Genomic DNA, 25,623 nt, shown 5'->3' on the forward strand with positions numbered 1-25,623 from the left:
GCGGCACATGGTTCGGCTCTGCCGCTTTCAACGCCAACCCCACATCCTTCAAACCCAGGCGCAAGGTGAACCCCGCCCCCTCGGTTTCACGCCGGGCAATCTTCGGCCCGTAAACCTTGTAGGCCGGCGCCGCGAACAGGGTGCTGGTGATGAAATCGACGAAATCCTGATTGGCCACGCCATAGCTCTGGGTCAGGGCCATTGCCTCGCCCGTGGCTTCGATGGCGCTGATCAGCATCATGTTGGTGGCGATCTTGAGGATGCCGGCGTTGACCGGATCTGCCCCCATCGGCCAGGTTTTCTGCCCCAGTACGTCCAGCAGCGGCTGAACCTTGGCGATGGCCGCTTGCGGGCCGGCGACGGTGATGTTGAGCATGCCGGATTCGGCCAGGTCGTTGCGGCCGAACACGGGTGCGGCGATCAACTCGACGCCGGCGCTGGCATGCAGTTCGGCCATTTCCCGAATGAAATCCACCGACAGCGTCGCCATGCTCAGGTGGATCAAACCCGGCCGGCTCGACGCCAGCGCACCGCTGTCGATCAGCACCTGGCGGGTCACGGTGTCGTCGGCGAGCATGCTGATCACTACGTCGGCATCGAAGGCCTCGGTGGGGTGGCTGGTGGCGACGGCGCCCTGCTCTACCAATGCCTGCACCGCAGCCGGGCTGCGATTCCACACCCGCACCTGATGCCCGGCCTTGAGCAGATTGGCCGCCATGCCCTTGCCCATGGAGCCCAGGCCGATGAATCCGATTTGCATGATTACCCTCCTGCACACATTACAATGTGAGATCCCTGAAAGCTTCGCGAGCAAGCCCGCTCCCACAGGTTTGTGGGTGTACACAAATGATGTGAACGACCAAAAACACTGTGGGAGCGGGCTTGCTCGCGAAGGAAGCGACGCGGTCCTGAATCAGCCCTCCGGACTCAAGATCAACACCGCCAACGGCGGCAGGTTCAGCACCAGCGACAACGCCTGGCCATGGCTGGCCGTTGCCTCGGCATCCACCCCGCCGTTGTTGCCATAGTTGGACCCGGCATAGGTCGCCGCATCGCTGTTGAACAACTCTTTCCAGCGCCCGGCGAACGGTACGCCAATACGGTAAGCCTCACGGGGCACCGGGGTGAAGTTGGCCACCACCAGCACCGGCTTGCCGTCCTTGCTCCAGCGCAGCCAGGCGTAGACGCTGTTGATCGCGTCGTCGCCAATCAGCCACTGGAAGCCCTGCGGCACGTCGTCCTGCTCGTGCAAGGCCGGCACGTCGTGGTACAGGCGGTTGAGGTCGCCCACCAGTTTCTGCACGCCCTTGTGTTCCGAATATTGCAGCAGGTACCAGTCCAACTGCTGGTCGTGATTCCACTCGCGCCACTGGCCGAACTCGCAGCCCATGAACAGCAGCTTCTTGCCCGGATGGGTCCACATGAAACTCAGGTAGGCCCGCAGGTTGGCGAATTTCTGCCAGCGGTCACCGGGCATCTTGTCGATCAGCGAATGCTTGCCGTGCACCACTTCGTCATGGGAGATCGGCAGGATGAACCGCTCGGACCAGGCATACACCAGGCCGAAACTCAGTTCGTTGTGGTGATGGGCGCGGTACACCGGATCTTGCTGGATGTAATGCAGCGAATCATGCATCCAGCCCATGTTCCACTTGTAGGCAAACCCCAGGCCGCCCTGTTGCGTGCTCTGGCTGACGCCCGGCCAGGCCGTGGATTCCTCGGCGATCACCAGCGCGCCCGGTGCCTCCAGCGCAACCACATCGTTCAAGTGGCGCAGGAAGTCGATGGCTTCCAGGTTCTCGCGACCGCCGTGGCGGTTCGGCACCCATTCACCGGCCTTGCGCGAGTAATCGCGGTAGAGCATCGACGCCACTGCATCCACCCGCAGGCCGTCGACATGGAAGTGTTTGAGCCAGTGCAGCGCGGACGCCAGCATGTAGCCGTGCACTTCGGTGCGCCCCAAGTTGTAGATCAGCGTGTCCCAGTCCTGATGGAAGCCCTCCTGGGGGTTGCCGTATTCGTACAGCGCGGTGCCGTCGAACTGCGCCAGGCCATGGGTATCGGTGGGAAAGTGCGCCGGCACCCAGTCGAGAATCACCCCGATATCGGCCTGGTGACAGGCATTGACGAAGGCGGCGAATTCATCGCCGCTGCCATAGCGGGCGCTGGTGGCGAACTGCGACAGCAGTTGATAGCCCCAGGACCCACCGAACGGGTGCTCCATGATCGGCATCAGTTCGATATGGGTGAAACCCAGTTCCTTGACATAGGGAATCAGCCGCTCGGCCAGTTCCGGCCAGGAGTACTGGCGCGCCACTTCGCCCAGGTCATCCAGCTCGCACTGCCAGGACCCGGCGTGCAACTCGTAGATCGACAACGGTGCGGACGGCTTCTGACGCTCGGCGCGCGACTGCATCCAGTCGTGATCCTGCCAGTCGATGTTCAGCGGCGGCGCCACTTTCGACGCGGTGTCCGGCGGCAGGCTGGTGGCCAGCGCCATGGGGTCAGCCTTCAACGGTAAAATGCCGTGGGCGCCGAGGATTTCGTATTTGTAGGCCTCACCGGCCTGCATCCGTGGAATGAACACCTCCCAGACTCCGGTGGGGTGGCGCAGGCGCATGGGATGGCGGCGACCGTCCCAGTTGTTGAAGTCGCCCACCACCGACACCCGTTTGGCGTTCGGCGCCCACACGGCGAAGCGCACGCCGTCGACACCGTCCACGGTCTTGAGCTGCGCCCCCAGGGCACTGCTCAGATCCCGATGATTGCCTTCGGCGAATAGGTACAGGTCCATCTCGCCGAGCAACGGGCCGAAGCTGTAGGGATCTTCCGTGACCTGCTCGCCACCGGCCCAGCGGGTACGCAGCAGATAGGGTTGGGCCCGGTCGAAGTGGCCGACGAACAGCCCCGGGGTCTGGGTCGCCTCAAGGCTGCCCAGTTCCTCCCCGGAATCTCTGGCCAGCACTTGCACACTCAATGCATCGGGCAGATAGGCCCGGATGAACTGCCCGCCGGCGCCATCGCCATGGGGGCCGAGAATCGAGAAAGGGTCGTGATGCTCGGCTCGCACCAGTGCATCGATGTCCTTCGCACCGGGGAGCAGCGCTTCGCGGTGATGATGACCCTGTTCCTTGTTTGAGAAACTCATGACTACTCTCCACCAAGATCGGAAAAGGGTTTAAGCCCACTCAATAATCCAAATAGACCGTGCAATGGCACGGGCAGCCAGGTGGGGCGGTTTTCCGCCTCATAGGCCACTTCATACGCTGCCTTCTCCAGACCGAACAACGCCAGTGCAGCGTCCTCGCCTTGTGGATCTTGCCACGCATGGCCAAGCGTAGCTGCCGCCAGCCGATAAGCGTCGACAAATGCCTGTCGGGCTTCGCGAAGGTAACGTTCGGCGACCCGCTGACGGGCGGCCTGGGCTTGGGCAGTGTTGTCGACGTTATGCACGTTGATGGTCATCGCCGCTGCATAGTCGAAGGATCGCAGCACGCCGCTGACATCCTTGTACGGGCTGTGCTTGCCCCGTCGTTCGTTGAGCGGCCGCGCCGGCTCGCCCTCGAAGTCGATGAGGTAGGCGTCGCCCTTGATCACCAGCACCTGGCCCAGATGCAGGTCGCCATGCACGCGGATGCGCAAGCCACCGGCCGTCTGTTTCCCCAGCGCCTGGACGTGGCTGAGGATGGCTTTCCTGTTGTCCAGTAAACGGCTGACCAGGGTTTTGTCCGCCGGGTTCAGTTCGTTTTGATGCTGTTTGAGCAACGCCAGCGCACGCTCGATCTGCGCCGCCACATCCTTGGCCGAGGCCAGCGCTTCCTTTTGCGTGGTGACGTGGGGTTCGAAGTCCGGGTTGTCGGTCTGCGCTGCCAGCACCTGGTGCATTTCGCCCAGGCGTTGGCCGAGCATGCCAGCGAAGTCTTTCAGTTCACCCAGGGCGTTGTAGTGCTGTTCCTGCTCGGACATGGCGTCTGCCAATTCGTCGCGCAACGCCCGTTCGAGGTTGTTCTGGGTCCACTCCCAGGCATCGCCCTGGTTGTTCAAATAACCTTGGGCGATCATCAGCAGGTTGTCTTCGCCATCGGTGCCACGGCGCACCACCGAGCCGAGCAGCGGCGAAATATTGGCGAACCCGGCTTCGGTCAGGTAGGCGCTCATTTCCAGTTCCGGGTGCACGCCGGACGCGACTTTGCGGATCAGTTTCAGGACCAGGCTTTTGCCGACCACCACCGAACTGTTGGACTGTTCGGCGGACAGGTAGCGCACCTCCGACTCAGCTGTAAGGCCCAGTTTGCCCAACTCGTCGGTGGGTTCGAAGCGGATCTCGCCACCGTCCGAGGCCAGTACCAGGTTGTCCTGCATACCTTGCAACACGGTGCGGATGAAGTTTTCCAGGCTGAACGCATCGGTGATCAAGCCCACCTGCGGCCCACGGCGAACCCTTGATAACGCAAGTTGCTGCGGCAGTGCGGGGCCGACCTGATCCTCGGCGATGAAACCGAACGGCAGTTGATAGCGGTGGGTCTGGCCGGCGCTGGTGACTTCGATTTCGCTCAGCAGCACCGGGTGCTGCGCATCACCGAAACGCACGCCATAGGCCAGGTTGACTTGCTCGATGGCCGCGTCCTTGCCGGCGAACCAGCGACGGTTCTGCAGCCAAGTGGGCAGGATCTCTTTCTCGAGGGTGGCGCGGGTCGGGGCCTCGAGCAGTTCTTCCATGCGTTTTTTCAACACCAGGGTGGTGAAGTCCGGCAGGCTTTGCGCCGGTTCCACGTGCCAGCTCGGCATCTGGTTTTCCGCCGCCAGCACGAACCAATAGAAGCCGTAAGGCGCCAGGGTCAGCAGAAAGTTGAGCTGGCCGATGGGCGGGAAAGCGTTACCACCGAGCATTTCCACCGGCACCATGCCGACGTACGCTGACAAGTCCAGTTCCGCCGCCTGTGCGCTGCGCGACACGTTGGCCACGCACAGAATGATTTCATGCTTGCCGTCGGCGCCGGTGAATTCCCGGGTGTAGGCCAGAATCCGGCGGTTGCTCGGCGACAGCATTTTCAGCGTGCCACGGCCGAATGCCTTGGATTGCTTGCGCACCGCGAGCATGCGCCGGGTCCAGTTGAGCAGCGAGTGCGGATCGCCCGCCTGGGTTTCGACGTTGACCGACAGGTACCCGTATTGCGGGTCCATGATCGGCGGCAGCACCAGGCTGGCCGGGTCGGCGCGGGAGAAGCCGCCGTTGCGGTCGATCGACCATTGCATGGGCGTGCGCACACCGTCGCGGTCGCCCAGATAAATGTTGTCGCCCATGCCGATTTCATCGCCGTAATACAGGGTCGGCGTGCCGGGCATCGACAGCAGCAGGCTGTTGAGCAGCTCGACGCGCCGACGATCACGCTCCATCAACGGCGCCAGACGCCGGCGGATGCCCAGGTTGATCCGCGCCCGACGGTCGGCGGCGTAGTAGTTCCACAGGTAGTCACGTTCCTTGTCGGTGACCATTTCCAGGGTCAGTTCATCGTGGTTGCGCAGGAAGATCGCCCACTGGCAATTGGCCGGGATTTCCGGGGTCTGGCGCAGGATATCGGTGATCGGGAAGCGGTCTTCCTGGGCCAGCGCCATGTACATGCGCGGCATCAGCGGGAAGTGGAACGCCATGTGGCATTCGTCGCCGTTGAGGCCTTTCTTGTCGGTATCGCCGAAGTACAGCTGGGTGTCTTCCGGCCATTGATTGGCTTCGGCGAGCAGCATGCGGTCCGGGTAGTTGGCATCGATTTCGGCGCGGATCTGCTTGAGGACGTCGTGGGTCTCGGGCAGGTTTTCGTTGTTGGTGCCGTCGCGTTCGATCAGGTACGGAATGGCGTCCAGGCGCAGGCCGTCGATGCCCATGTCCAGCCAGTAGCGCATCACCGACAGCACGGCTTTCATCACTTGGGGGTTATCGAAATTCAGGTCGGGCTGGTGGGAATAGAAGCGGTGCCAGAAGTATTGGCCGGCGACCGGGTCCCAGGTCCAGTTGGACTTTTCAGTGTCGAGGAAAATGATGCGGGTGCCGTCGTACTTCTGGTCGTCATCGGACCACACATAGAAGTCCCGCGCCGCCGAGCCTTTCTTGGCCTTGCGCGCGCGCTGGAACCAGGCGTGCTGGTCGGAGGTGTGGTTGATCACCAGTTCGGTGATCACCCGCAGACCGCGCTTGTGCGCCTCGGCGATGAAGCGCTTGGCGTCGGCCATGGTCCCGTAGTCGGCGTGCACGCCACGGTATTCAGCGATGTCGTAGCCGTCGTCGCGGCGTGGAGAGGGATAGAACGGCAAGAGCCAGATGGTGTTGACACCCAGATCGGCGATGTAGTCGAGTTTGGCGATCAGCCCGGGAAAATCGCCGATACCGTCGTTATTGGAGTCGAAATACGATTTGACATGCACTTGATAGATCACCGCGTCCTTGTACCAGAGCGGGTCCTTGATGAAGGTGGCAGCCTTGGGTTTCTTCGCCATTTGTAACTCCTGAAAAATTAAAGCCAAGCAGGCGTTAACGCCTGCTCTGTGGCGAGGGAGCTTGCTCCCGATGGGTTGCGCAGCGACCCCTTGTATTTCGTCAGTCACACCGAGTTGGCAGGTTTACGGCTGCTGCGCAGCCGGACGGGAGCAAGCTCCCTCGCCACGGGGTTTTGGGGTGTTTCTAAGCAGTGGTAATCCGCCAGATGCCGAACGGCTGATACGCCGGGTCGATGCGCATGAATTGGTACTTGCCGTGCCAGGTCCAGCGATGGCCGTTCATCAGGTCTTCGCCCTGGGTGCTGGCGTCGTCGGGCAGGCCCATTTCCCACAGCGGCAGTTCGAAATTCGCCTCCTGCACGTTATGCGGGTCCAGGCACACCGCCACCAGGATGAAATTGCTGCCGTCGGCGCTGCGCTTGCCGAAGTACAGGATGTTGTCATTCCAGGCGTTGTAGATTTTCAGCCCCAGGTGCGTGTGCAGCGCCGGGTTCTGCCGCCGAATGCGGTTGAGCTGGGCGATTTCGGCAATGATGTTGCCCGGCGCGGTGAAGTCCCGGGGACGGATCTCGTACTTCTCGGAATCCAGGTACTCCTCCTTGCCTGGAATCGGTGCCGACTCGCACAGCTCAAAGCCCGAATACATGCCCCACAGGCCTGAACCCATGGTCGCCAGCACCGCGCGGATCAGAAAACCCGCGCGCCCGGATTCGTGCAGGAACGCCGGGTTGATGTCCGGGGTGTTGACGAAAAAGTTCGGCCGGTAGCATTCGCGCCACGGCGACTCGTTGAGTTCGCTGAAATAGGTCGCCAGTTCCTGCTTGGTGTTGCGCCAGGTGAAGTAGGTGTAGCTCTGGGAGTAACCGACCTTGCCCAGTCGCGCCATCATTGCCGGGGTGGTAAAGGCCTCGGCGAGAAAAATCACTTCGGGGTACAGCGCCCGCACATCGGCGATCAGCCATTGCCAGAACGGCAGCGGCTTGGTGTGGGGGTTGTCGACGCGAAACAGCTTCACGCCTTCGAGCACCCAACCGACGACGATATCGCGCAATTCGACCCACAGGCTGGGAATCGCCTCGACCGCATAGAAGTCGACGTTGACGATGTCCTGGTATTTCTTCGGCGGGTTTTCCGCGTATTTGATCGTGCCGTCCGGGCGCCAGTTGAACCAGCCAGGGTGCTGTTTCAGCCACGGGTGGTCCTGGGAACACTGGATGGCGAAATCGAGGGCGATTTCCAGGCCGTGATCCCTGGCCGCCGCCACCAGCCGCCGAAAATCGTCGCGACTGCCCAGTTGCGGGTGAATCGCTTCGTGACCGCCCTCCTCGCTGCCGATGGCATACGGGCTGCCCGGATCATCGGGCCCAGCGGTCAGGGAATTGTTCGGGCCTTTGCGGAAACTGCGGCCGATCGGGTGGATCGGCGGGAAATACAGGACGTCGAAGCCCATGTCCTGAATCATCGCCAGGCGTGAATGCACATCGTTGAAGGTGCCGTGGCGAGCCGGATCGTCGGTGATCGATCGGGGGAACAATTCATACCAACTGGCGAACTGCGCCAGTTCGCGCTCGACATCAATCGGGTATTCGGGGCTGAGGCTCAAAAAGGCGCGGTGATCGGCCTGGGCCATCAACTCGGCGCTACGTTGGTGCAGAAACAGCGCCACCTGCTCGGTTTCCAGCAGCCCTGACAGTTCGTGGTGCAACGCCGCCAGTTGTTCGCTCAGTTGCCCTTCGGAACGTTCCGCTGCCTGTTGCACGTGAAGGCGACCTTCCTGCAGCTCCAGGCTGACGGGAACGGCGGCGGCGTGTTTTTTTTCCAGTTCGTAGCGAAAACTGGCGAATTGGTCGATCCAGGCTTCGATGCAGAACACATGTCGGCCCTGATCCCGGACGCGGAACCGCCCTTGCCAACCGTTGTTGCCCAGATCGTTCATGACCTCTGCATGCCAGACCTCTTCGCCATCCGCGCGCCAGCGGATGCGCACGGCCAGCTTGTCGTGGCCGTCGGCAAATACCTTGCAGCTGACCACCACATCCTGCCCGGCCACGGCTTTGACAGCGAACTGCCCGCCATCGAGGGTCGGCATGGTGTCTTCGATTGCGATGCGCGGCAGTAACAGGGCCTGAGACAGCGGAATATGCGGGTTGTAGCTCAACTCAGTCGGTTTTTCAGCAGTCATCGAGCATCTCTCCTTTACGCCCCAAGGACGCTCTTGTGTCTGATAGTCATCCACATCGGTAGATCCCTCGCCGAATGAACTCACTTAGGTTCCGAGCCACTGGCCCGGGGAAAAGTTCAGCGAAAATTGCCCGGAATCAAATGACCCGCACGGTGGTCAACCAACTTAAGCACGACTCACGCCATGTGCCACTGGAGGCTCGAACCATGACCAATCCGTTCCCGGCTGAAACCCCCGATCCGAACATCGACGACCCGGTGATCCCGCCGACCGACCCGCAACCGGTGCCGGAACAGGACCCGCCGGGTACCACGGCGCCGCCACGGGAAGAGCCGCCGACCACCATGCCGCCGGTGATTGTCAATCCTGAATGACGACACAATGATGATCGCCATACCTGTAGGAGCGAGTTCGCTCGCGATGGACGTCAATGATGACGCGGGGCAACTGATGCCCCGCGGCGCTCCAAGGTTCATATCGAGCATGCTCGCGCCTACAGGGCGTCGCGGTTTTTATCGAACAGCTTCACGACCCTGGGCATCACACTGAAAATCGCCAGCGCCAGAAACGTACTGACCACCGCCGTGGCTTCTCGCCCCAACCCGGCCGACACGCCAATGGCGGCGGTCATCCACAACCCGGCGGCGGTGGTCAGGCCCTTGACGTGACCTTCATCACCCTCCTGGTTTTTCAGGATGGTTCCCGCCCCCAGGAAGCCGATCCCGGCGATCACCCCTTGCACCACCCGGCTCATGGCATCGGCCTGGGAACCGGACATCTGCGGCACCAACACGAACAGCGCCGCGCCCAGGGCCACCAGCATGTGAGTGCGCACACCGGCGGCCTTGCCCTTGTGCTCCCGTTCGAAACCGAGAATCCCGCCCAATACCGCCGCCATCAGCAGGCGCACGGTGATGCGGGTCAATTGCGTGGCATCGCCGATGTCGGCGAATTCCGCTTGCAGGGTCACCCAGACTTCATGCCACCAGGCGTTCATGACGCTGTCCTTGTGAAGGTCGATGGAGGATGGACCGCGCCGACCATTAATCGGTTGCACAGAACGATGGCTGCAGGCCGTGCCCTAACGTTCATCAGCCTGAAAAAAGGATCACGCCATGACCGTGCGCATCGAGAACCAGACCTGCTTCTTTACCACCGAGAATGGCGAGGAAATTCGCCTGGGGCCGGATGTGAAGATCATCACTGACGGTGAGAAATCCATGTCGGCGGTAGACCTCAACGGCCAGCGCATCTACATCACCGAAGCAGAAGCTGATGCATTGACCGTAGCAGGTGCCGTCGATGGTCGCCGGCACCTGAAGGCTACCAGCAGTGATTCGGTGATTTGACTGACAAGGTGCGAGCCCTTGATACAGGCGCTCGCACCCCGCCGCGGCAAGTGCTTCAACTTGTCGCAGGCGGCTTTCACGCGCCCATCTGATCCGGTTTTTAAAGCAATACCTGAGTCTGTTACGCAAACAGATCGCCGCTCATAGTGCTCACGCCTGATGGAGGCTGATGAGCGGAAGACCATGAGCGAGAGAATCCCCGTCCGAACCCTGGAAAGCGCAACGCCAGTCAAGACTGTCGAGCCTTCGCGTCCAAAGATGAAGGCCAAGTCCAGCGACAACCTGATCCACACCCGCAGCTTCACCGGCCTGTTCCGTTCCCTGCGCATCAGCGGCGCGGGGGTTCTGTTCTTGCTCTTCTTCGGCACGGTGTGGTTGAACTGGGGCGGCCGGCAAGCCGTGCTGTGGGACCTTTCCGAAAGCAAATTCCACATCTTTGGCGCCACATTCTGGCCCCAGGACTTCATCCTGCTGTCGGCGCTGCTGATCATCGCCGCGTTCGGCCTGTTCGCGATCACTGTGTTCGCCGGCCGGGTCTGGTGTGGCTATACCTGCCCGCAGAGCTCCTGGACCTGGATCTTCATGTGGTGCGAGAAGATCACCGAGGGCGAGCGCAATCAGCGCATCAAATTGCAGGCGGCGCCCTGGGGCGTGAACAAGTTGATGCGCCGATCGGCCAAGCACACGTTATGGCTGGCCATCAGCCTGCTGACCGGCCTGACCTTCGTTGGCTACTTCACGCCGATCCGCCCCCTGGCCGAAGAACTGCTGACCCTGCAATTGAGCGGCGTCAGCCTGTTCTGGGTGCTGTTTTTCACTGGCGCCACCTACATCAATGCCGGCTGGCTGCGTGAAGCGGTGTGCATGCACATGTGCCCCTACGCACGGTTTCAGAGCGTGATGTTCGACAAGGACACCCTGACCATTTCCTACGACGTGGCGCGCGGCGAAAACCGTGGGCCGCGCAAACGTGAGGTGAAGCCGGCCGAAGTCGGTTTGGGCGATTGCATCGATTGCCAGGTTTGCGTGCAGGTCTGCCCTACTGGCATCGACATTCGCGACGGTCTGCAGATGGAGTGCATCGGTTGCGCGGCGTGCATTGACGCCTGCGATTCGATCATGGACAGGATGAGCTACGAGCGTGGGCTGATCCGTTATACCTCCGAGCGCGAATTGCAGGGCGGCAAGACCCACCTGTTGCGCCCACGCCTGCTCGGTTACACCGCCGTGCTGCTGGTGATGATTGCTGCGCTGGTGATCGCGTTGATCGAACGGCCGATGGTGTCGCTGGACGTCAGCAAGGACCGGGGCCTGTTCCGCGAGAACAGCCAGGGCCAGATCGAAAACATCTACAGCCTGAAAGTCATCAACAAGACCCAGCAGCGTCAGGATTATCACTTGACCCTCGTGGACAGCGAAGGCTTCCAGCTGCAGGGCAAGACCGAGCTGAGCCTGGCGCCGGGGGAGATTGTCGATGTACCGGTGTCGGTGGCGATGACCACGCAACAGCCAAGCAGCAGTTCGCAGAGCATCGGCTTCAAGGTGATCGACAGCGACGAGCCTGGCGTCTTCAGCGTGGCCAACAGCCGGTTTGTTGCGCCGATGAACCGTTGATCCCTTAGACTGCTGTGCTTGCTTGCCACAACAGCAATTTTGAAACAATTCCATTGCGGGATATCGATGAAACGCTACGAAAAATTCGCCGATGACATCGCTGAACTGATCCGCTCCGGCGTTCTCGGTCCAGGCCAGCGCGTGCCGTCGGTGCGTTATGCCAGCCAGACCTACGGGGTCAGCCCGTCCACGGTGTTCCAGGCTTATTACCTGCTGGAGCGTCGCGGCCTGATCCGCGCCAAGCCGCGCTCCGGTTACTTCGTCAACGCCCTGACACCACGGCCGTTTTCCGAGCCAGTGATCAGCAGCCAGGTCAACGAGTCCACCGAAGTCGATGTCAGCGAATTGGTGTTCTCGGTGCTCGACTCGATCAAGGACCCGAACACCGTGCCGTTCGGCTCGGCGTTCCCCAGCCCCACGCTGTTCCCGCTGCAACGTCTGTCGCGCTCGCTGGCCAGCGCCAGCCGCGAGATGGACCCGCGCATGGTGGTCACCGACATGTCGCCGGGCAACCCGCAACTGCGTCGGCAAATCGCCCTGCGCTACATGGTCGGCGGGCTGATGCTGCCGATGGAAGAACTGCTGATCACCAATGGCGCCCTGGAAGCGTTGAACCTGTGCCTGCAAGCCGTGACCGAGCCGGGCGATCTGGTGGCCATCGAAGCACCGGCGTTCTATGCCTGCCTGCAGATTCTCGAACGATTGAAACTCAAGGCCGTGGAAATCCCGGTACACCCGCGCGACGGCATCGACCTTGGGGTGCTGGCGCAAACCCTGGAACGGCATCCGATCAAGGCCTGCTGGTGCATGACCAGCTTTCAGAACCCCATGGGTGCGACGATGCCCGAGGAAAAGAAACAGGAACTGGTGCAATTGCTTCGCCAGCATCAGGTACCGCTGATCGAAGATGATGTCTACGCCGAGTTGTATTACGGCCAGCAGGCGCCGAAACCGGCCAAGGCATTCGACACCGAGGGCCTGGTGATGCATTGCGGCTCGTTCGCCAAGAGCCTGGCCCCAGGCTATCGCGTCGGCTGGGTGGCCGCCGGGCGCTATGCGCAGAAGATCGAGCGCCTGAAATTGATGACTTCACTCTGCGCTTCCATGCCGGCCCAGGCTGCGATCGCCGATTATCTGCAACATGGCGGCTATGACCGTCACCTGCGCAAACTGCGCTACGCCCTGGAAGAACAGCAAAGCGCCATGATGGCGGCGATTGCCCGCTATTTCCCTGCCGAGACGCGCGTCAGCCAGCCGGCCGGCGGCTACTTCCTGTGGCTGGAACTGCCACCGCAGATGGATTCGTTGAAATTGTTTCAGATGGCGCTGGCCCAAGGGATCAGCATTGCGCCCGGGCCGATATTCTCCCCGGCCCAGCGCTTCAGCAATTGCATTCGTTTGAACTACGGCAGCCCGTGGACCGAGGCTTCGGAGAAGGCCATGGAGACCTTGGGGCGGATTGTGCGGTCGTTCTGATCGTTTGCGGCGCCACAGCTGACGCCTTCGCGAGCAAGCCCGTTCCCACAGGATGCATGCATTCCAATGTGGGAGCGGGCTTGCTCGCGAAGCGGCGGTACAGGCAGCGAAATATTCGGGACCTAGCGCCCACCACCCAGGTCGACAAAGGTCCCCGTCGCATAGGACGCCTTGTCCGACAGCAGCCAGACAATCGCCTCGGCCACTTCATCCGGCCGGCCGCCACGGGCCATGGGGATCGCCGATTCCAGCTTGCTGACCCGATCCGGGTCACCGCTCAGGGCGTGGAAATCGGTGTAGATGTAACCCGGTCGCACGGCATTGACGCGAATCCCCTCGCCGGCGACTTCCTTGGACAGGCCGATGGTGAAGGTGTCGAGCGCACCTTTCGAAGCGGCGTAGTCGACGTATTCATTGGGCGCACCCAGGCGTGCGGCCACCGACGAGACATTGACGATGCTGCCACCCTGCCCGCCGTGCTTGGGCGACATGCGCAGGATCGCGTGCTTGGCGCACAGCACCGGGGCCAGCACGTTGGTCCTGAGGATCTTGAGAATGCGGAATTCGGACATTTCGTCGACCCGGGACTTTTGCCCGACGGTGCCGGCGTTGTTCACCAGCGCCGTGACCCGGCCCAGTTCGTTGTCCACGCGATTGAACAGGGCAATCACTTCGTCTTCGATACTGACATCGGCGCGCACCGCAATGGCTTGGGCGCCCCGGGCGCGAACCTGCTCCAGCACACGTTGCGCAGATTCTTCATCGGAGTGGTAGTTGATGCAGATTCGATAGCCAAGTTCTGCGGCCAACAAGGCGGTGGCGGCCCCAATGCCGCGACTGCCGCCGGTGATGACGATGACTTTGTCCATGCAGGCTTTCCCCGTTTCAAGCGTAAGCGGTCGGGGCCAAGAATAACCGTCATTTCCAGATTTTGCATAAGACTGTTGACCGGCGCCGCACCCGGGGCGAGACACTCATCTGTGGCGAGGGAGCTTGCTCGCGTCCGACTGCGCAGCAGTCGCAATCGGTTGAGCCTGACCCATTGCCGGGGGGCCGCTTCGCGACCCACCGGGAGCAAGCTCCCTCGCCACAAGCACGCCCCCTGCCTGGATCAGGCCAGCGCCACCTTTTCCCCACGGTGAATCTCGACCATGAACCGGTCCGCCGGCAGCGGATGGCCCAGCAGGTAGCCCTGCAGCGAGTTGCAACCCAGTTGCGTCAGGAAGTCCTGCTGGACATCGGTTTCCACGCCCTCGGCAACGATCCGCAGCCCCAGCGCCTGCCCCAGGGCAACGATGGCCGACACGATGGCCGCGTCATCGCTGTCACGTTCCAGGTCACGCACGAAACCGCGGTCGATTTTCAGTTCGTTGGCCGGCAGGCGCTTGAGGTACATCAGGCTCGAATAGCCGGTACCGAAGTCATCGATGGACAGATCGACGCCCATTTCGGACAACTCCTGCAACACTGTCATGCTGGCATCGGCGTCGTTCATGGCGGTGGTTTCGGTGATTTCCAGGGTCAGGCTGTTGGCCGGCAAATGGTGAGTGGCCAGGGCCTTGGCAACACTTTGCACAAGGCCCGCATGACAGAACTGCAAGGCCGACAGGTTCACCGCGATGCGCCAGTCGGTATAGCCCAGCACATACCATTCGCGCATTTGCCGACAGGCCTCGTTGAGCACCCAGTCACCAATCGGAATGATCAGGCCGGTTTTCTCCGCGAGTTCGATGAATTTGTCCGGCAACAACAAGCCCTGGGTCGGATGCTCCCAGCGTAACAGCGCTTCGGCACCCACCGGCCGGCCGTTGCTGGCGTCGAACTTGGGTTGGTAATGCAGGCTGAACTGCTGCTCCTCAACGGCGGCGCGCAGGTCTTGCAGCATTTGCAACTGCTTGCGCGCGTTGCCATTCATCGAGGCATCGAAGAAGCGGTAGCCGTTTTTTCCGGCGCCCTTGGCGTGATACATCGCCGCGTCGGCGTTCATCAGCAGCTCGTGAGCGTTCTGGCCATTGCCTGGATAAAGCGCGATGCCGACGCTGGCAGAGATGTGCAGATCGTGCTCGGCCACCCGGAATGATCGACCAATCAATGCGACCTGACGGCCCGCCAGGTTCATGGCGTCGTCCGGTTCACTGAGCTGCACCAGCAACACGAATTCATCGCCGCCGATGCGCGCCAGGGTGTCCTGGTTGCGCAAGTCTTCGCGCAAACGCAGGCTGACTTCGCGCAGCAACTGGTCACCCATGTGATGGCCGAACGCATCGTTGACCGGTTTGAAGCCGTCCAGGTCAATGAACATCAACGCGAAACAACCGCCCTCTTCATCCACCCGGGAAATCGCCTGATCGATGCGATCGGCCAGCAATACCCGATTCGGCAAGCCGGTCAGGGTGTCGTGCAAGGCCAGTTGGGTCAGTTCGCGGTTGGCTTCAGTGAGCGAGTGGGCCAGGCTGGCGGTACGCGCTTCCAGGCGCGAATCGAGGATCGAGGTCAGCAAGGCGATGCTCAACACCGCCAGGGTGGTGATCAGCACCAGGTTGTCCAGGCCCTTGCCGTTCAAGCCGTCGACCGCCGCGCCGCAGAAACTGCCGTCGGCAAACCGGGCGGCGGCCATGCCGGTGTAGTGCATGCCGACGATGGCAATCCCCATGATCACCGCAGCCCCGCCACGGATCAGCCGTACGTAAGGGCCTTGCTGGCGCAGGCGGAAGGCGATCCACAACGCCGCGCCCGAGGCGCCGAACGCTATCACCAGCGATGCGCTGAACAGCGTCGGGTCGTATTCGATACCCGGTTGCATCTGCATGGCGGCCATGCCGGTGTAATGCATGACGCTGATCCCGGCGCCCATCGCCAGTGCGCCGAGCCCCAAGTGCCAGGCCGGCAATTGGGGCTGACTGACCAGCCACAGAGCGAAGCCGCAGGACAGCATGCTGATCACCAGTGACAGCACGGTAAGCGTCAGGTCGTAACCGAGATCGATCGGCAACTTGAAGGCAAGCATGCCGATGAAATGCATCGACCAGACACCAACGCCCATCGCGAAAGCGCCGCCCGCCGTCCAGAAATGCACGGCGCGACCTTTGGCGGTGGAAATGCGTCCGGAGAGGTCAAGCGCGGTGTATGACGCGAGGATCGCCACACAGAGTGAAATGACAACCAACGTAGGGGAATAACTACCGATGAGCATAAGACGTCTCGCCACCGCCCTGCCGTATCGCTTCCATTCTCGGTGGGGCAAATCGGGCGATTGTACTGATTACAAATGAGAACGACACTCAGAAAATGAGCAAAAGGCCATCAAACCGATGAAACGCTTGTTTGATGGCCTGCGAGCCGTCTACCTCAACGCTTTTAATCTGTAGGAGCCGAGCTTGCTTGCGATGGCGTCAGGACATTCAACCTGGATGTTGACTGATAGACCGCTATCGCGAGCAAGCTCGGCGCCTACAGGGGTTGGGGTCAGTTAGGGGTTTGCTCGAGCTGTCCGTCCCAGCCGCCACCCAGTGCGGCAATCAATTGCACGCTGGCGATCAGGCGGCTTTGCAACAGGCTCAGCGCCGTGCGCTCGTTGCTCAGTGCCGTGGCCTGGACCACCACCACGTCCAGGTAAGCGATGACGCCGGCCTTGTACTGGTTCTGGGTCAGACGCAAGGATTCGCGGGCTGCATCGAGGGCTTGCTGGCGTACCACAGCTTCGTTTTCCAGGACCTTGAGCTGAACCAGGTAGTCTTCGACTTCGCGAAAACCGTCGAGCACGGTCTGGCGGTACTTGGCCACGGTTTCGTCGTAGGCCGCCTCGCTGCGGTCCACTTCCGCCGAGCGCTGACCGCCATCGAACAGGGTCATGGCCAGTTGCGGCCCTACCGACCAGAAGCGGTTGGGCAAACTGAACAGGTCTTTGGAGGTACTGCTGCTGTAACCGCCGTTCATGCTCAGGGTCAGGTCCGGGTAATAAGCCGCCTTGGCAACGCCGATATTGGCATTGGCTGCCACCACCGATCGCTCGGCCGAGGCAATGTCCGGGCGCCGCTCCAGCAACTGCGACGGCAGGCTCAGGGGCACTTGCGGCAAGGCTGGAATGTCCTGGGTTTCTGCCAGTTTGAATTCGGCCGGCGGGAGCCCGATCAGCACCGCGATGGCGTTTTCGAACTGGGCTCGTTGCCAGATCAGGTCGACCATGTCCGCTTCAGTGCTTTTGAGCTGAGTCTGCGCCTGGGCCACCGCGTCCTTGCCGGACACCCCGGCACGGTACTGGTTCTCGGTCATTTTCAGCGAACGCTGGTACGCCTCCACCGTGGCTTGCAGCAGACGTTTCTGCTCGTCCATGACCCGCAATTGCAGGTAGTTTTGCACCAGTTCCGACTGCTGGCTCAAACGCATCGCTGCCAGATCGGCATAGCCGGCCTGGGCATTGGCGGTGTCGGCTTCCAGTCCCCGGCGCAACTTGCCCCAGATATCCGCTTCCCAACTGACCCCGGCCTGGGCCGTGTAGGTATCGCGAATACCGCTGGACGAACTGGTCAGGCTGGAACTGCTGCTGCCGGTGCCCTGGCTGGAACGGTTTTTCCCCAGCGTCAGGTCCACCGTCGGGAAAAATGCGCCCCGGGCGCTGCGCACCAAGGCCTGGGCCTGGCGGTACTGGGCTTCGGACTGGGCGACGGTCTGGTTGGAACTGTTGAGCTTTTCGATCAGCTCATTGAGCTGCCGATCGCCATACAGCTCCCACCACGCACCACGGGCCAGGGAGTCGCTGGGATTGGCCTGACGCCAGCCCGCCGCTTCCTTGTACTGCATCGGGGCCGCCGTTTGCGGGCGCTGGTAATCCGGGCCGATGGCGCAGGCGCTGAGCATCGCCACACACAGCGACAGGCTCAGCAGCCGCGAGCCTCGGGCGGTGATCAGTGGTGCGGCCAGGTTGAACGGCGAACGGTCAGTCATAGCGGAGTTTCCAGAGCAGCATCGGTACGCACGCCACGCCATTTGTTGAAACGATGGCGCGCCTTGTCGAGATAGAGGTAAACCACCGGGGTGGTGTAAAGGGTCAGCACCTGACTGAAAATCAGCCCGCCGATGATGGTCAGGCCCAGCGGCTGACGCATTTCCGCGCCTTCGGCACGGCCGAGCAGCAGTGGCAAGGCCCCGAGGATCGCCGCCAGGGTGGTCATCAGGATCGGCCGCAAACGTTGCAGGCAGGCATTGCGGATCGACTCCAGCGGCGCCAGGCCCTGTTGACGCTCGAGCTGCAGCGCCAGGTCGATCATCAGGATGGCGTTTTTCTTCACCACCCCTATCAGCAGGAACAGCCCCAGCAACGAAATCAGGCTGAACTCGCCGCCAAGGGCATAGATCGACAGCAACGCGCCAACGCCCGCCGACGGCAGGGTCGACAGGATGGTCAGCGGATGAATGTAGCTTTCATACAGCACACCGAGCACCAGATAGACCGCCACCAGCGCGCCAAGAATCATGAATGGCTGGCTCTTCTGGGTGGCCGCGAAGGCATCGGCGGTGCCCGCCATCTTCACGATCACGTCTTCGGGCATGCCCAGCCTGGCTATCGCCCGCTCGATGGCCGCGGTGCCCTGCTCCACCGTGACCCCTTCGGCCATGTCGAAGGCGATGCTTTCCGAGGCGAACTGACCTTCGTGGCTGACCCGGTCGTCTTCGAGGCTGTTTTCGTAGTGAGCGATGGTCGACAGCGGTACCCTCGCACCGTCCGCGGTGATCACCTGAACCTGCTTGAGGGTGATCGGGTCCTGGGCGTATTTGGGGTTGACCTCCATCACCACCTGATACTGGTTCAGACTGTCGTAGATGGTTGAGATCTGCCGTTGGCTGTAGGCGTTGTTCAGCACCGCCGTGACCATGTCCATGTCGATGCCCAGACGCTTGGCCTGATCGCGATCGACGATCAGCGTCACCTGTTGCGCGCCACGGCCTTCGCGGGCGTCAATCGCCGTCAGTTCCGGCAACGCCTTGAGCGCCGCGACGACTTTCGGGTACCACTGGCGCAACTCGCCAAGGTCGGCGCTTTGCAGGATGTAGGAATATTGGGACGTGGTCTGCTCGCGGCCACCGCCGAACTGCAGGTCCTGGTCGGCCATCAGCATCAACTGCGCGCCGGCGACCTTGGGCATTTCCTTGCGCAGGCGTTCGATGACCTTTTGCGCGGAGATGTTGCGCTCCTTGATCGGCTTGAGGCGCACCAGCATGAAGGCGTTGTTGGTGCCGTTGGTGCCGCCGATGAACCCGGCCACGCTTTGCACCGCATCGTCCTTGAGCACCGCACGGCGGAAGGTCTCCATCTTCGGCTGCATCACGCCGAACGACAGGCCGTCGTCGCCGCGCACGAAGCCGATCAACTGCCCGGTGTCCTGCTGCGGCATGAAGGTTTTCGGTACCACCACGTACAGCGCGACGTTGACGCCGATGGTGATGATCAGGCTGAGCAGGGTCAGGCGCCGATGGCGCAGCACCCAGTCGAGGCTGGTGGCGTACTTGCCGACCATCCAGTCGTTGGCCCGTTGACTCCAGCGTTGCAGACGGTTTTCCTGGCCAGGTACATGGGGCTTGAGCCAGCGGGCGCAGAGCATCGGCGTCAGGGTCAGCGAGACCACCAGCGAGACGACGATCGACGCCGCCAAGGTGATGGAAAACTCACGGAACAGGCTTTCGATGATCCCGCCCATGAACAGGATCGAGAGGAACACCGCCACCAGCGACACGTTCATCGACAGCAAGGTAAAGCCGACTTCCTGGGCGCCGAGATAGGCGGCTTTCATCGGTTTGATTCCGGCATCGATGTGCCGGGAGATGTTCTCCAGCACCACGATGGCGTCGTCCACCACCAGCCCGGTGGCGAGGATCAGCGCCATCAGCGACAGGTTGTTCAGGGAAAAGCCGTACAGGTACATCACCGCAAAAGTGCCCACCAGCGACACCGGCACCGCCAGGGTCGGGATCAGCGAGGCGCGGAAGTTGCCCAGGAACAGGAACACCACCAGGATCACCAGGGCCACGGCGATCAGCAACGTCATTTCCGCTTCATGCAGCGTGGCCTTGATCACCGGCGAACGGTCCATGGCCAGGTTCAGTTTGACGCTGGCCGGCAGCACCGCCTGCAACGCCGGCAACTGCGCCTTGATCTCATTGACCGTCTCGATGATGTTGGCACCGGCCTGGCGGTTGATCACCAGCAGCACCGCCGCGTCATCGTTGAAGAAGCCGCTGTTGTAGCGGTCCTCGACGCCATCGCTGACCTTGGCCACATCCTTCAGGCGCAGCGCGGCGCCACCGGCGTAGTGGATGATCAGCGACTCGTAGTCCTTGGCTTTTTCCAGTTGATCGTTGGCCTGTACCTGCCACAGACGCTGCTCGTCTTCCACCGAGCCTTTGGGCCGGCGCACGTTGGCGGTGGCAATGGTGTTGCGCACATCATCCAGGGCCACGCCGTACTGGTTCAGTGCCTGGGGTTCGAGCTCGATGCGCACCGCCGGCAGGGAACTGCCGCCGATCTGCACCTCGCCCACGCCCTGCACCTGGGACAGGCTTTGCGAAAGGATGGTCGAGGCCAAATCATAGAGCTGGCCTTTTTCCAGCACGTCCGAGGTCAGCGACAGCACCATGATCGGCGCCTGGGACGGGTTGACCTTCTTGTAGGTGGGCATGCTGCGCATGCCGCTGGGCAGCAGGTTGCGCGAGGCGTTGATCGCCGCCTGCACCTCCCGCGCGGCACCGTTGATGTCGCGGTCCAGGTCGAATTGCAGGATCACCCGGGTCGACCCCTGGCTGGAGCGGCTGCTCATGGTGTTGACCCCGGCGATGGCACCGAAAGAGCGTTCCAGCGGCGTCGCCACCGTGGAGGCCATGACCTCCGGGCTGGCACCGGGCAGGCTGGCCTGGACCACGATCACCGGGAAGTCCATTTGCGGCAGCGGCGACACCGGCAACAGACCGAAACTCACGCCGCCCAGCAGCATGATCGCCAGGCTCAGCAACATGGTCGCGACCGGGCGTTTGATGAACGGGCCGGAGAGGTTCATGGTTGTTCTACCGCTTCCACGGATTCAGGCTTGCGACCCCAGCGCCGACCGAGGCGGTCGAAGTACAGGTAGATCACCGGCGTGGTGAACAGGGTCAGGACCTGACTGACGAGCAAACCGCCGACCATCACCAGACCCAACGGTTGACGCAACTCCGCGCCGGAACCGGTGGCCAGCATCAGTGGCACCGCGCCGAACAATGCGGCCAGGGTGGTCATCAGGATCGGCCGGAATCGCAGCAATGCCGCCTGATAAATCGCCGTTTGCGGGTCCATGCCCTGATTGCGCTCAGCGTCGAGGGCGAAGTCGATCATCATGATCGCGTTCTTCTTGACGATACCGATCAGCAGGATGATGCCGATGATGGCGATCATCCCCAGGTCGTTGCCGCTCAGAAGCAACGCCAGCAAGGCCCCAACCGCCGCCGACGGCAAGGTCGACAGAATGGTGATCGGGTGGATGTAGCTCTCGTACAGCACCCCCAGCACGATGTACATGGTCACCACCGCTGCCAGGATCAGCAGCAAGGTGCTCGACAACGACGCCTGGAACGCCTCGGCGGCGCCCTGGAACTGGGTCTGCACGCCAATCGGCATGCCGATGTCCTTCTGCACCTGCTCGATGATGTCTACCGCATGCCCCAGCGCCACGCCGGGCGCCAGGTTGAACGACATCATCACCGCCGGAAACTGACCGATATGGGTGATCGCCAATTGCGCCTGGCGCTCTTCGATATGCGCCAGGCTGGACAGGCGCACCTGGCCGCCATCGGTGGTCTTGACGTGGATCTGGTCCAAAGCCTGGGGGCCGATCTTCTCGCCGGACTGCGATTGCAGCACCACGCGATACTGGCTGGCCTGGGTATAGATAGTGGAAATCTGCCGCTGGCCGAAGGCGTCGTACAGCGCATCGGTGATGTTCGACACCGACACCCCGACCCGCGAAGCGGCGTCACGGTCGATCACCAGATAGACCTGCAAGCCCTTGTCCTGCAGATCGCTGGCCACGTCGGTCAGCTCCGGGCGCTCGGCCAGGGCTTCGACCAGCCGGCCGCTCCACAGGCTGAGCAGTTCGGAATCCGGTGACGACATGCTGAACTGGTACTGCGTACGGCTGACCCGGTCCTCGATGGTCAGGTCCTGCACCGGTTGCATGAACAGGCGGATGCCCACCAGTTTGTCCAGTTCAGGTTGCAGGCGAGCGATGACGGCAGTGGCGCTCAGGTCGCGATCGCTGTGGGATTTGAGGTTGATCAGCAGCCGGCCGCTGTTGAGCGTCGAGTTGTCACCGTCGACACCGATGTAGGACGACAGGCTCTCCACCGCCGGGTCGGCCAGGATGACCTTGGCCAGCTCCTGCTGACGCTCGCTCATGGCGGCGAAGGATATCGACTGCGGCGCTTCGGAAATGCCCTGGATCACCCCGGTGTCCTGCACCGGGAAAAAGCCCTTGGGCACCACCAGGTACAGGAACACGGTCAGCGCCAGGGTGCCGATGGCCACCAGCAACGTCAGCGGCTGGTGCTTGAGCACCCACTGCAACCGGCGGCCATAGCCGGCGATCATCCAGTCGATGAAGGCGCCGCTGGCCCGATAGAAACGGCCCTGCTCTTCTTCCTTGGGTTCACGCTTGAGCAAGCGCGCGCACATCATCGGCGTCAGGGTCAGGGACACCACCAGGGAAATCAGGATCGCCACCGCCAGGGTGATCGCGAACTCACGGAACAAACGCCCCACCACGTCCGCCATGAACAGCAGTGGAATCAATACCGCGATCAGCGACAGGGTCAGGGAAATCAGGGTGAAGCCGATCTGTTTGGCGCCCTTGAGCGCGGCATTGAGCGGGCTGTCGCCCTCTTCGATGAACCGCGAGATGTTCTCCAGCATCACGATCGCATCGTCCACCACGAAACCGGTGGCGATGGTCAGCGCCATCAGGGTCAGGTTGTTGACCGAGAAGCCGGCCAGGTACATCACGCCGAACGTACCGATCAGCGACAGTGGCACGGCCACCGATGGAATGATCGTGGCACTGGCCCGACGCAGGAACAGGAAGGTGACCATGACCACCAAGGCAATGGCGATCAGCAATTCGTGCTGTACGTCCTTGACCGAGGCGCGGATGGTCTGGGTGCGGTCGGTCAGCACCACCACGTCCAGACCGGCCGGCAGGTTGTCGGTGATGCTCGGCAGCAAGGCCTTGATCCGGTCCACCACTTCGATGACGTTGGCACCGGGTTGGCGCTGGATGTTGAGCAGCACCGCCTGGTTTTCATTGGCCCAGGCCGCCAGGCGCTCGTTTTCCGCACCGTCGACGATTTCGGCCACGTCCTTGAGGCGCAATGGCGCACCGTTGGCATAGGCGAGAATCAGGTTGGCGTAATCCTTGGGCGAGGTCAGCTGGTCATTGGCGTCGAGCATCGATACCCGGGTCGGGCCGTCGAAGTTGCCCTTGGGCTGGTTGACGTTGGAGGCGCCGATCAGGGTGCGCACGTCCGCCAGGTTGAGGCCGTTGGCCGCCAGCGCCTCGGGGTTGACTTTGATCCGCACGGCCTGACGCTGGCCACCGGCAATGCTGACCATGCCGACGCCGCTGATCTGAGCGATTTTCTGCGCCATGCGGGTGTCGACCAGATCGTTGAGCTTGGGCAGCAGCATGGTCTTGGAGGTGATGGCCAGGGTCAGCACCGGGGTGTCGGCCGGGTTGACCTTGTTGTACACCGGCGGTGCCGGCAAGTCCTTGGGCAACAGGTTGGTGGCGGCGTTGATCGCGGCCTGAACCTGTTGCTCGGCGACGTCCATGTTGATGTCGAGGCTGAAGCGCAGGGTCAGCACCGAAGCGCCGCCGGAGCTGGTCGAGGCCATCTGGGTCAGGCCGGGCATCTGCCCGAACTGCCGCTCCAGCGGCGCGGTCACGGCACTGGTCATCACGTCCGGGCTGGCGCCGGGATAGAGGGTCATGACACGAATGGTCGGGTAATCGACCTGGGGCAATGCCGAGACCGGCAACAGACGGTAGGCGATCACGCCGGCCAGAACGATGGCCAGCATGCTCAGGGTGGTTGCTACAGGGCGTAGGATGAACAACCGCGAGAGATTCATGCGCCGCCCTTTTTCGCCTTGTCGGCAGGTGCCGGCTCAGTGACGGTTGCCGCGGACTTGCCCTGCAGGTGTCCGGCCGGATCAGTCGGCACTTGCTGCGGATCGTTGACCACTTCCACATCGCTGCCGTCCTTCAGGCGGTCGGTGCCTTCCAGCACCACGCGATCACCCGGTGCCAGGCCTTCGGTGACCACGGTGTTTGCACCGTCGCTGGCACCGATTTTCAACTGACGGATCTTGACCTTCTTGTCACCGTCCAAGGCGTAGACGAAAGTGCCGTTGGTGCCGAACTGGATCGCCGCGGAAGGGGCCAGCACGACATCCTTGAGGGTATCAGCCAGCAGCCGCACATTGACGAACTGGTTGGGGAACAGCGACTGGTCGCGGTTCTCATAGCGGGCCTTGAACTTCAGGGTGCCGGTGGTGACGTCGATCTGGTTGTCCAGGCTCTGCAAGACACCGGTGGCCTGCAGTTTGGTGTCGCCGCGATCCCAGGCCTCGGCGGGCAGTTTTGCACCGCTGCGATAACGTGCGAGCACGACATCAAGACTGTTTTCCGGCAGGGTGAAGGCGACGCTGATCGGTTGGGTCTGGGTGATGATCGCCAGTGCCGTGGTGTCGTTGGCCGCGACCAGGTTGCCGACGTCGAGCTGACGCAGGCCCACTCGCCCTGCAATCGGCGCGCGGATCCGGGTGAATTCGAGATTGAGCTTGGCGTCGTTGACCGCCGCCTGATTGGTCTTGACCGTGCCCTGGAATTGCCCGACCAGCGCGACGGCGGTATCCAGGGTCTGCTTGGCGATACTGTCCTCACGGTACAGGCCGGTATAACGCTCGACATCCACCTGGGCGTTTTTCAACTGTGCCTGGTTCTGCAGCAAGGTGCCTTCGGCCTGGAGCAAGGCGTTCTGGTAGGGGCGCGGGTCGATCTCGGCCAGCAGGTCGCCCGCCTTGACCATTTGCCCTTCCTCGAAATAAATCTTGACCAGTTCACCGCCGACCCGGCTGCGCACGTTGATGGTGTTCAGCGCGGTGACGGTGCCCAACGCCTTGTAGTACAGCGGGAAGTCACCCTTGACCGCCGGTGCCACCCGCACCGGAACCGGCCCGGTTGCACCGCCAAAACCCGGGCGCATGGCCCCTGACTTGCCGGTATGCCCGGCCACGGCTTTGGTCCCTGCCCCCTCCTTCGGCGCAGCGCCGCCAGGCCAGAATTTCCAGCACAGGACGGCGATGACCAACAGGACAAGCAGGCCAATCAGCCAGCGACGGGGACTACGGGAAGCGGAGGATTGCATTGAGTGATCAACCATTGGGCGCGTGGGCTTCTTTTACATGAGGCTGAACGATAAGCACTGGCG

15 protein-coding genes are annotated in these 25,623 nt (G+C 62.2%); 4 read left to right on the top strand and 11 right to left on the bottom strand.

Annotated features, from left to right (window positions below; genetic code table 11):
- From B0W55_RS07660 to B0W55_RS07675, 4 genes are all read right to left on the bottom strand, one after another.
- Positions 1-760 (bottom strand): NAD(P)-dependent oxidoreductase (locus B0W55_RS07660; RefSeq protein ID WP_077045405.1); only part of this gene is annotated, 760 nt, incomplete at its 3' end.
- Between the two features lie 153 nt (positions 761-913).
- Positions 914-3,148, bottom strand: a complete 2,235-nt coding sequence (gene glgB / locus B0W55_RS07665) for a 1,4-alpha-glucan branching protein GlgB (protein WP_077045406.1) — start codon at positions 3,146-3,148, stop codon at positions 914-916.
- Positions 3,149-3,150: 2 nt separating this feature from the next.
- Positions 3,151-6,492 (bottom strand): maltose alpha-D-glucosyltransferase, encoded by a 3,342-nt coding sequence (gene treS, locus B0W55_RS07670; protein WP_077045407.1) that lies wholly within the window; start codon positions 6,490-6,492, stop codon positions 3,151-3,153.
- Between the two features lie 184 nt (positions 6,493-6,676).
- Positions 6,677-8,674, bottom strand: coding sequence for an alpha-1,4-glucan--maltose-1-phosphate maltosyltransferase (locus B0W55_RS07675; RefSeq protein WP_077045408.1), 1,998 nt, complete (start codon positions 8,672-8,674; stop codon positions 6,677-6,679).
- A 206-nt stretch (positions 8,675-8,880) separates the two neighbouring features.
- On the opposite strand from B0W55_RS07675, the gene B0W55_RS30740 reads away from it, so the two are divergent.
- The gene (locus tag B0W55_RS30740; protein ID WP_175645478.1) at positions 8,881-9,048 is read left to right on the top strand and encodes a hypothetical protein; all 168 of its coding nucleotides are present in this window, start codon (positions 8,881-8,883) and stop codon (positions 9,046-9,048) included.
- A gap of 119 nt (positions 9,049-9,167) precedes the next feature.
- On the opposite strand, the gene B0W55_RS07680 is transcribed toward B0W55_RS30740, so the two are convergent.
- Complete coding sequence (locus B0W55_RS07680) at positions 9,168-9,671, bottom strand: MgtC/SapB family protein (protein WP_077045409.1); 504 nt, start codon at positions 9,669-9,671, stop codon at positions 9,168-9,170.
- Between the two features lie 118 nt (positions 9,672-9,789).
- On the opposite strand from B0W55_RS07680, the gene B0W55_RS07685 reads away from it, so the two are divergent.
- The 3 genes from B0W55_RS07685 (at position 9,790) to mapR (ending at position 13,113) form a co-directional block, all read left to right on the top strand.
- A complete protein-coding gene (locus B0W55_RS07685; protein ID WP_077045410.1) occupies positions 9,790-10,023 on the top strand; it encodes a DUF3203 family protein in 234 nt (77 codons plus the stop codon).
- Between the two features lie 183 nt (positions 10,024-10,206).
- Positions 10,207-11,637: a cytochrome c oxidase accessory protein CcoG gene (gene ccoG, locus B0W55_RS07690; RefSeq protein WP_077045411.1), complete on the top strand. Its 1,431-nt coding sequence runs from the start codon at positions 10,207-10,209 to the stop codon at positions 11,635-11,637.
- Between the two features lie 66 nt (positions 11,638-11,703).
- On the top strand, positions 11,704-13,113 hold the full coding sequence (gene mapR, locus B0W55_RS07695; RefSeq protein ID WP_077045412.1) for a GntR family transcriptional regulator MpaR: 1,410 nt from the start codon (positions 11,704-11,706) through the stop codon (positions 13,111-13,113).
- A 122-nt stretch (positions 13,114-13,235) separates the two neighbouring features.
- Here mapR and B0W55_RS07700 read toward each other — a convergent pair whose 3' ends face one another.
- From B0W55_RS07700 to B0W55_RS07725, 6 genes are all read right to left on the bottom strand, one after another.
- The gene (locus tag B0W55_RS07700) at positions 13,236-13,982 is read right to left on the bottom strand and encodes an SDR family oxidoreductase (protein WP_077045413.1); all 747 of its coding nucleotides are present in this window, start codon (positions 13,980-13,982) and stop codon (positions 13,236-13,238) included.
- Between the two features lie 242 nt (positions 13,983-14,224).
- Complete coding sequence (locus B0W55_RS07705; protein WP_077045414.1) at positions 14,225-16,306, bottom strand: bifunctional diguanylate cyclase/phosphodiesterase; 2,082 nt, start codon at positions 16,304-16,306, stop codon at positions 14,225-14,227.
- 272 nt (positions 16,307-16,578) lie between these two features.
- Positions 16,579-18,057, bottom strand: coding sequence for an efflux transporter outer membrane subunit (locus B0W55_RS07710; RefSeq protein ID WP_077045415.1), 1,479 nt, complete (start codon positions 18,055-18,057; stop codon positions 16,579-16,581).
- On the bottom strand, positions 18,054-21,161 hold the full coding sequence (locus B0W55_RS07715; protein ID WP_077045416.1) for an efflux RND transporter permease subunit: 3,108 nt from the start codon (positions 21,159-21,161) through the stop codon (positions 18,054-18,056). Before B0W55_RS07715 ends, B0W55_RS07710 begins: the two co-directional genes overlap by 4 nt.
- On the bottom strand, positions 21,158-24,262 hold the full coding sequence (locus B0W55_RS07720) for an MdtB/MuxB family multidrug efflux RND transporter permease subunit (RefSeq protein WP_077045417.1): 3,105 nt from the start codon (positions 24,260-24,262) through the stop codon (positions 21,158-21,160). Before B0W55_RS07720 ends, B0W55_RS07715 begins: the two co-directional genes overlap by 4 nt.
- On the bottom strand, positions 24,259-25,575 hold the full coding sequence (locus B0W55_RS07725; protein ID WP_077045418.1) for an MdtA/MuxA family multidrug efflux RND transporter periplasmic adaptor subunit: 1,317 nt from the start codon (positions 25,573-25,575) through the stop codon (positions 24,259-24,261). Before B0W55_RS07725 ends, B0W55_RS07720 begins: the two co-directional genes overlap by 4 nt.
- Positions 25,576-25,623: the final 48 nt, after the last annotated feature.

The organism is Pseudomonas sp. KK4 (genome assembly GCF_001984065.1).
GTDB lineage: Bacteria > Pseudomonadota > Gammaproteobacteria > Pseudomonadales > Pseudomonadaceae > Aquipseudomonas.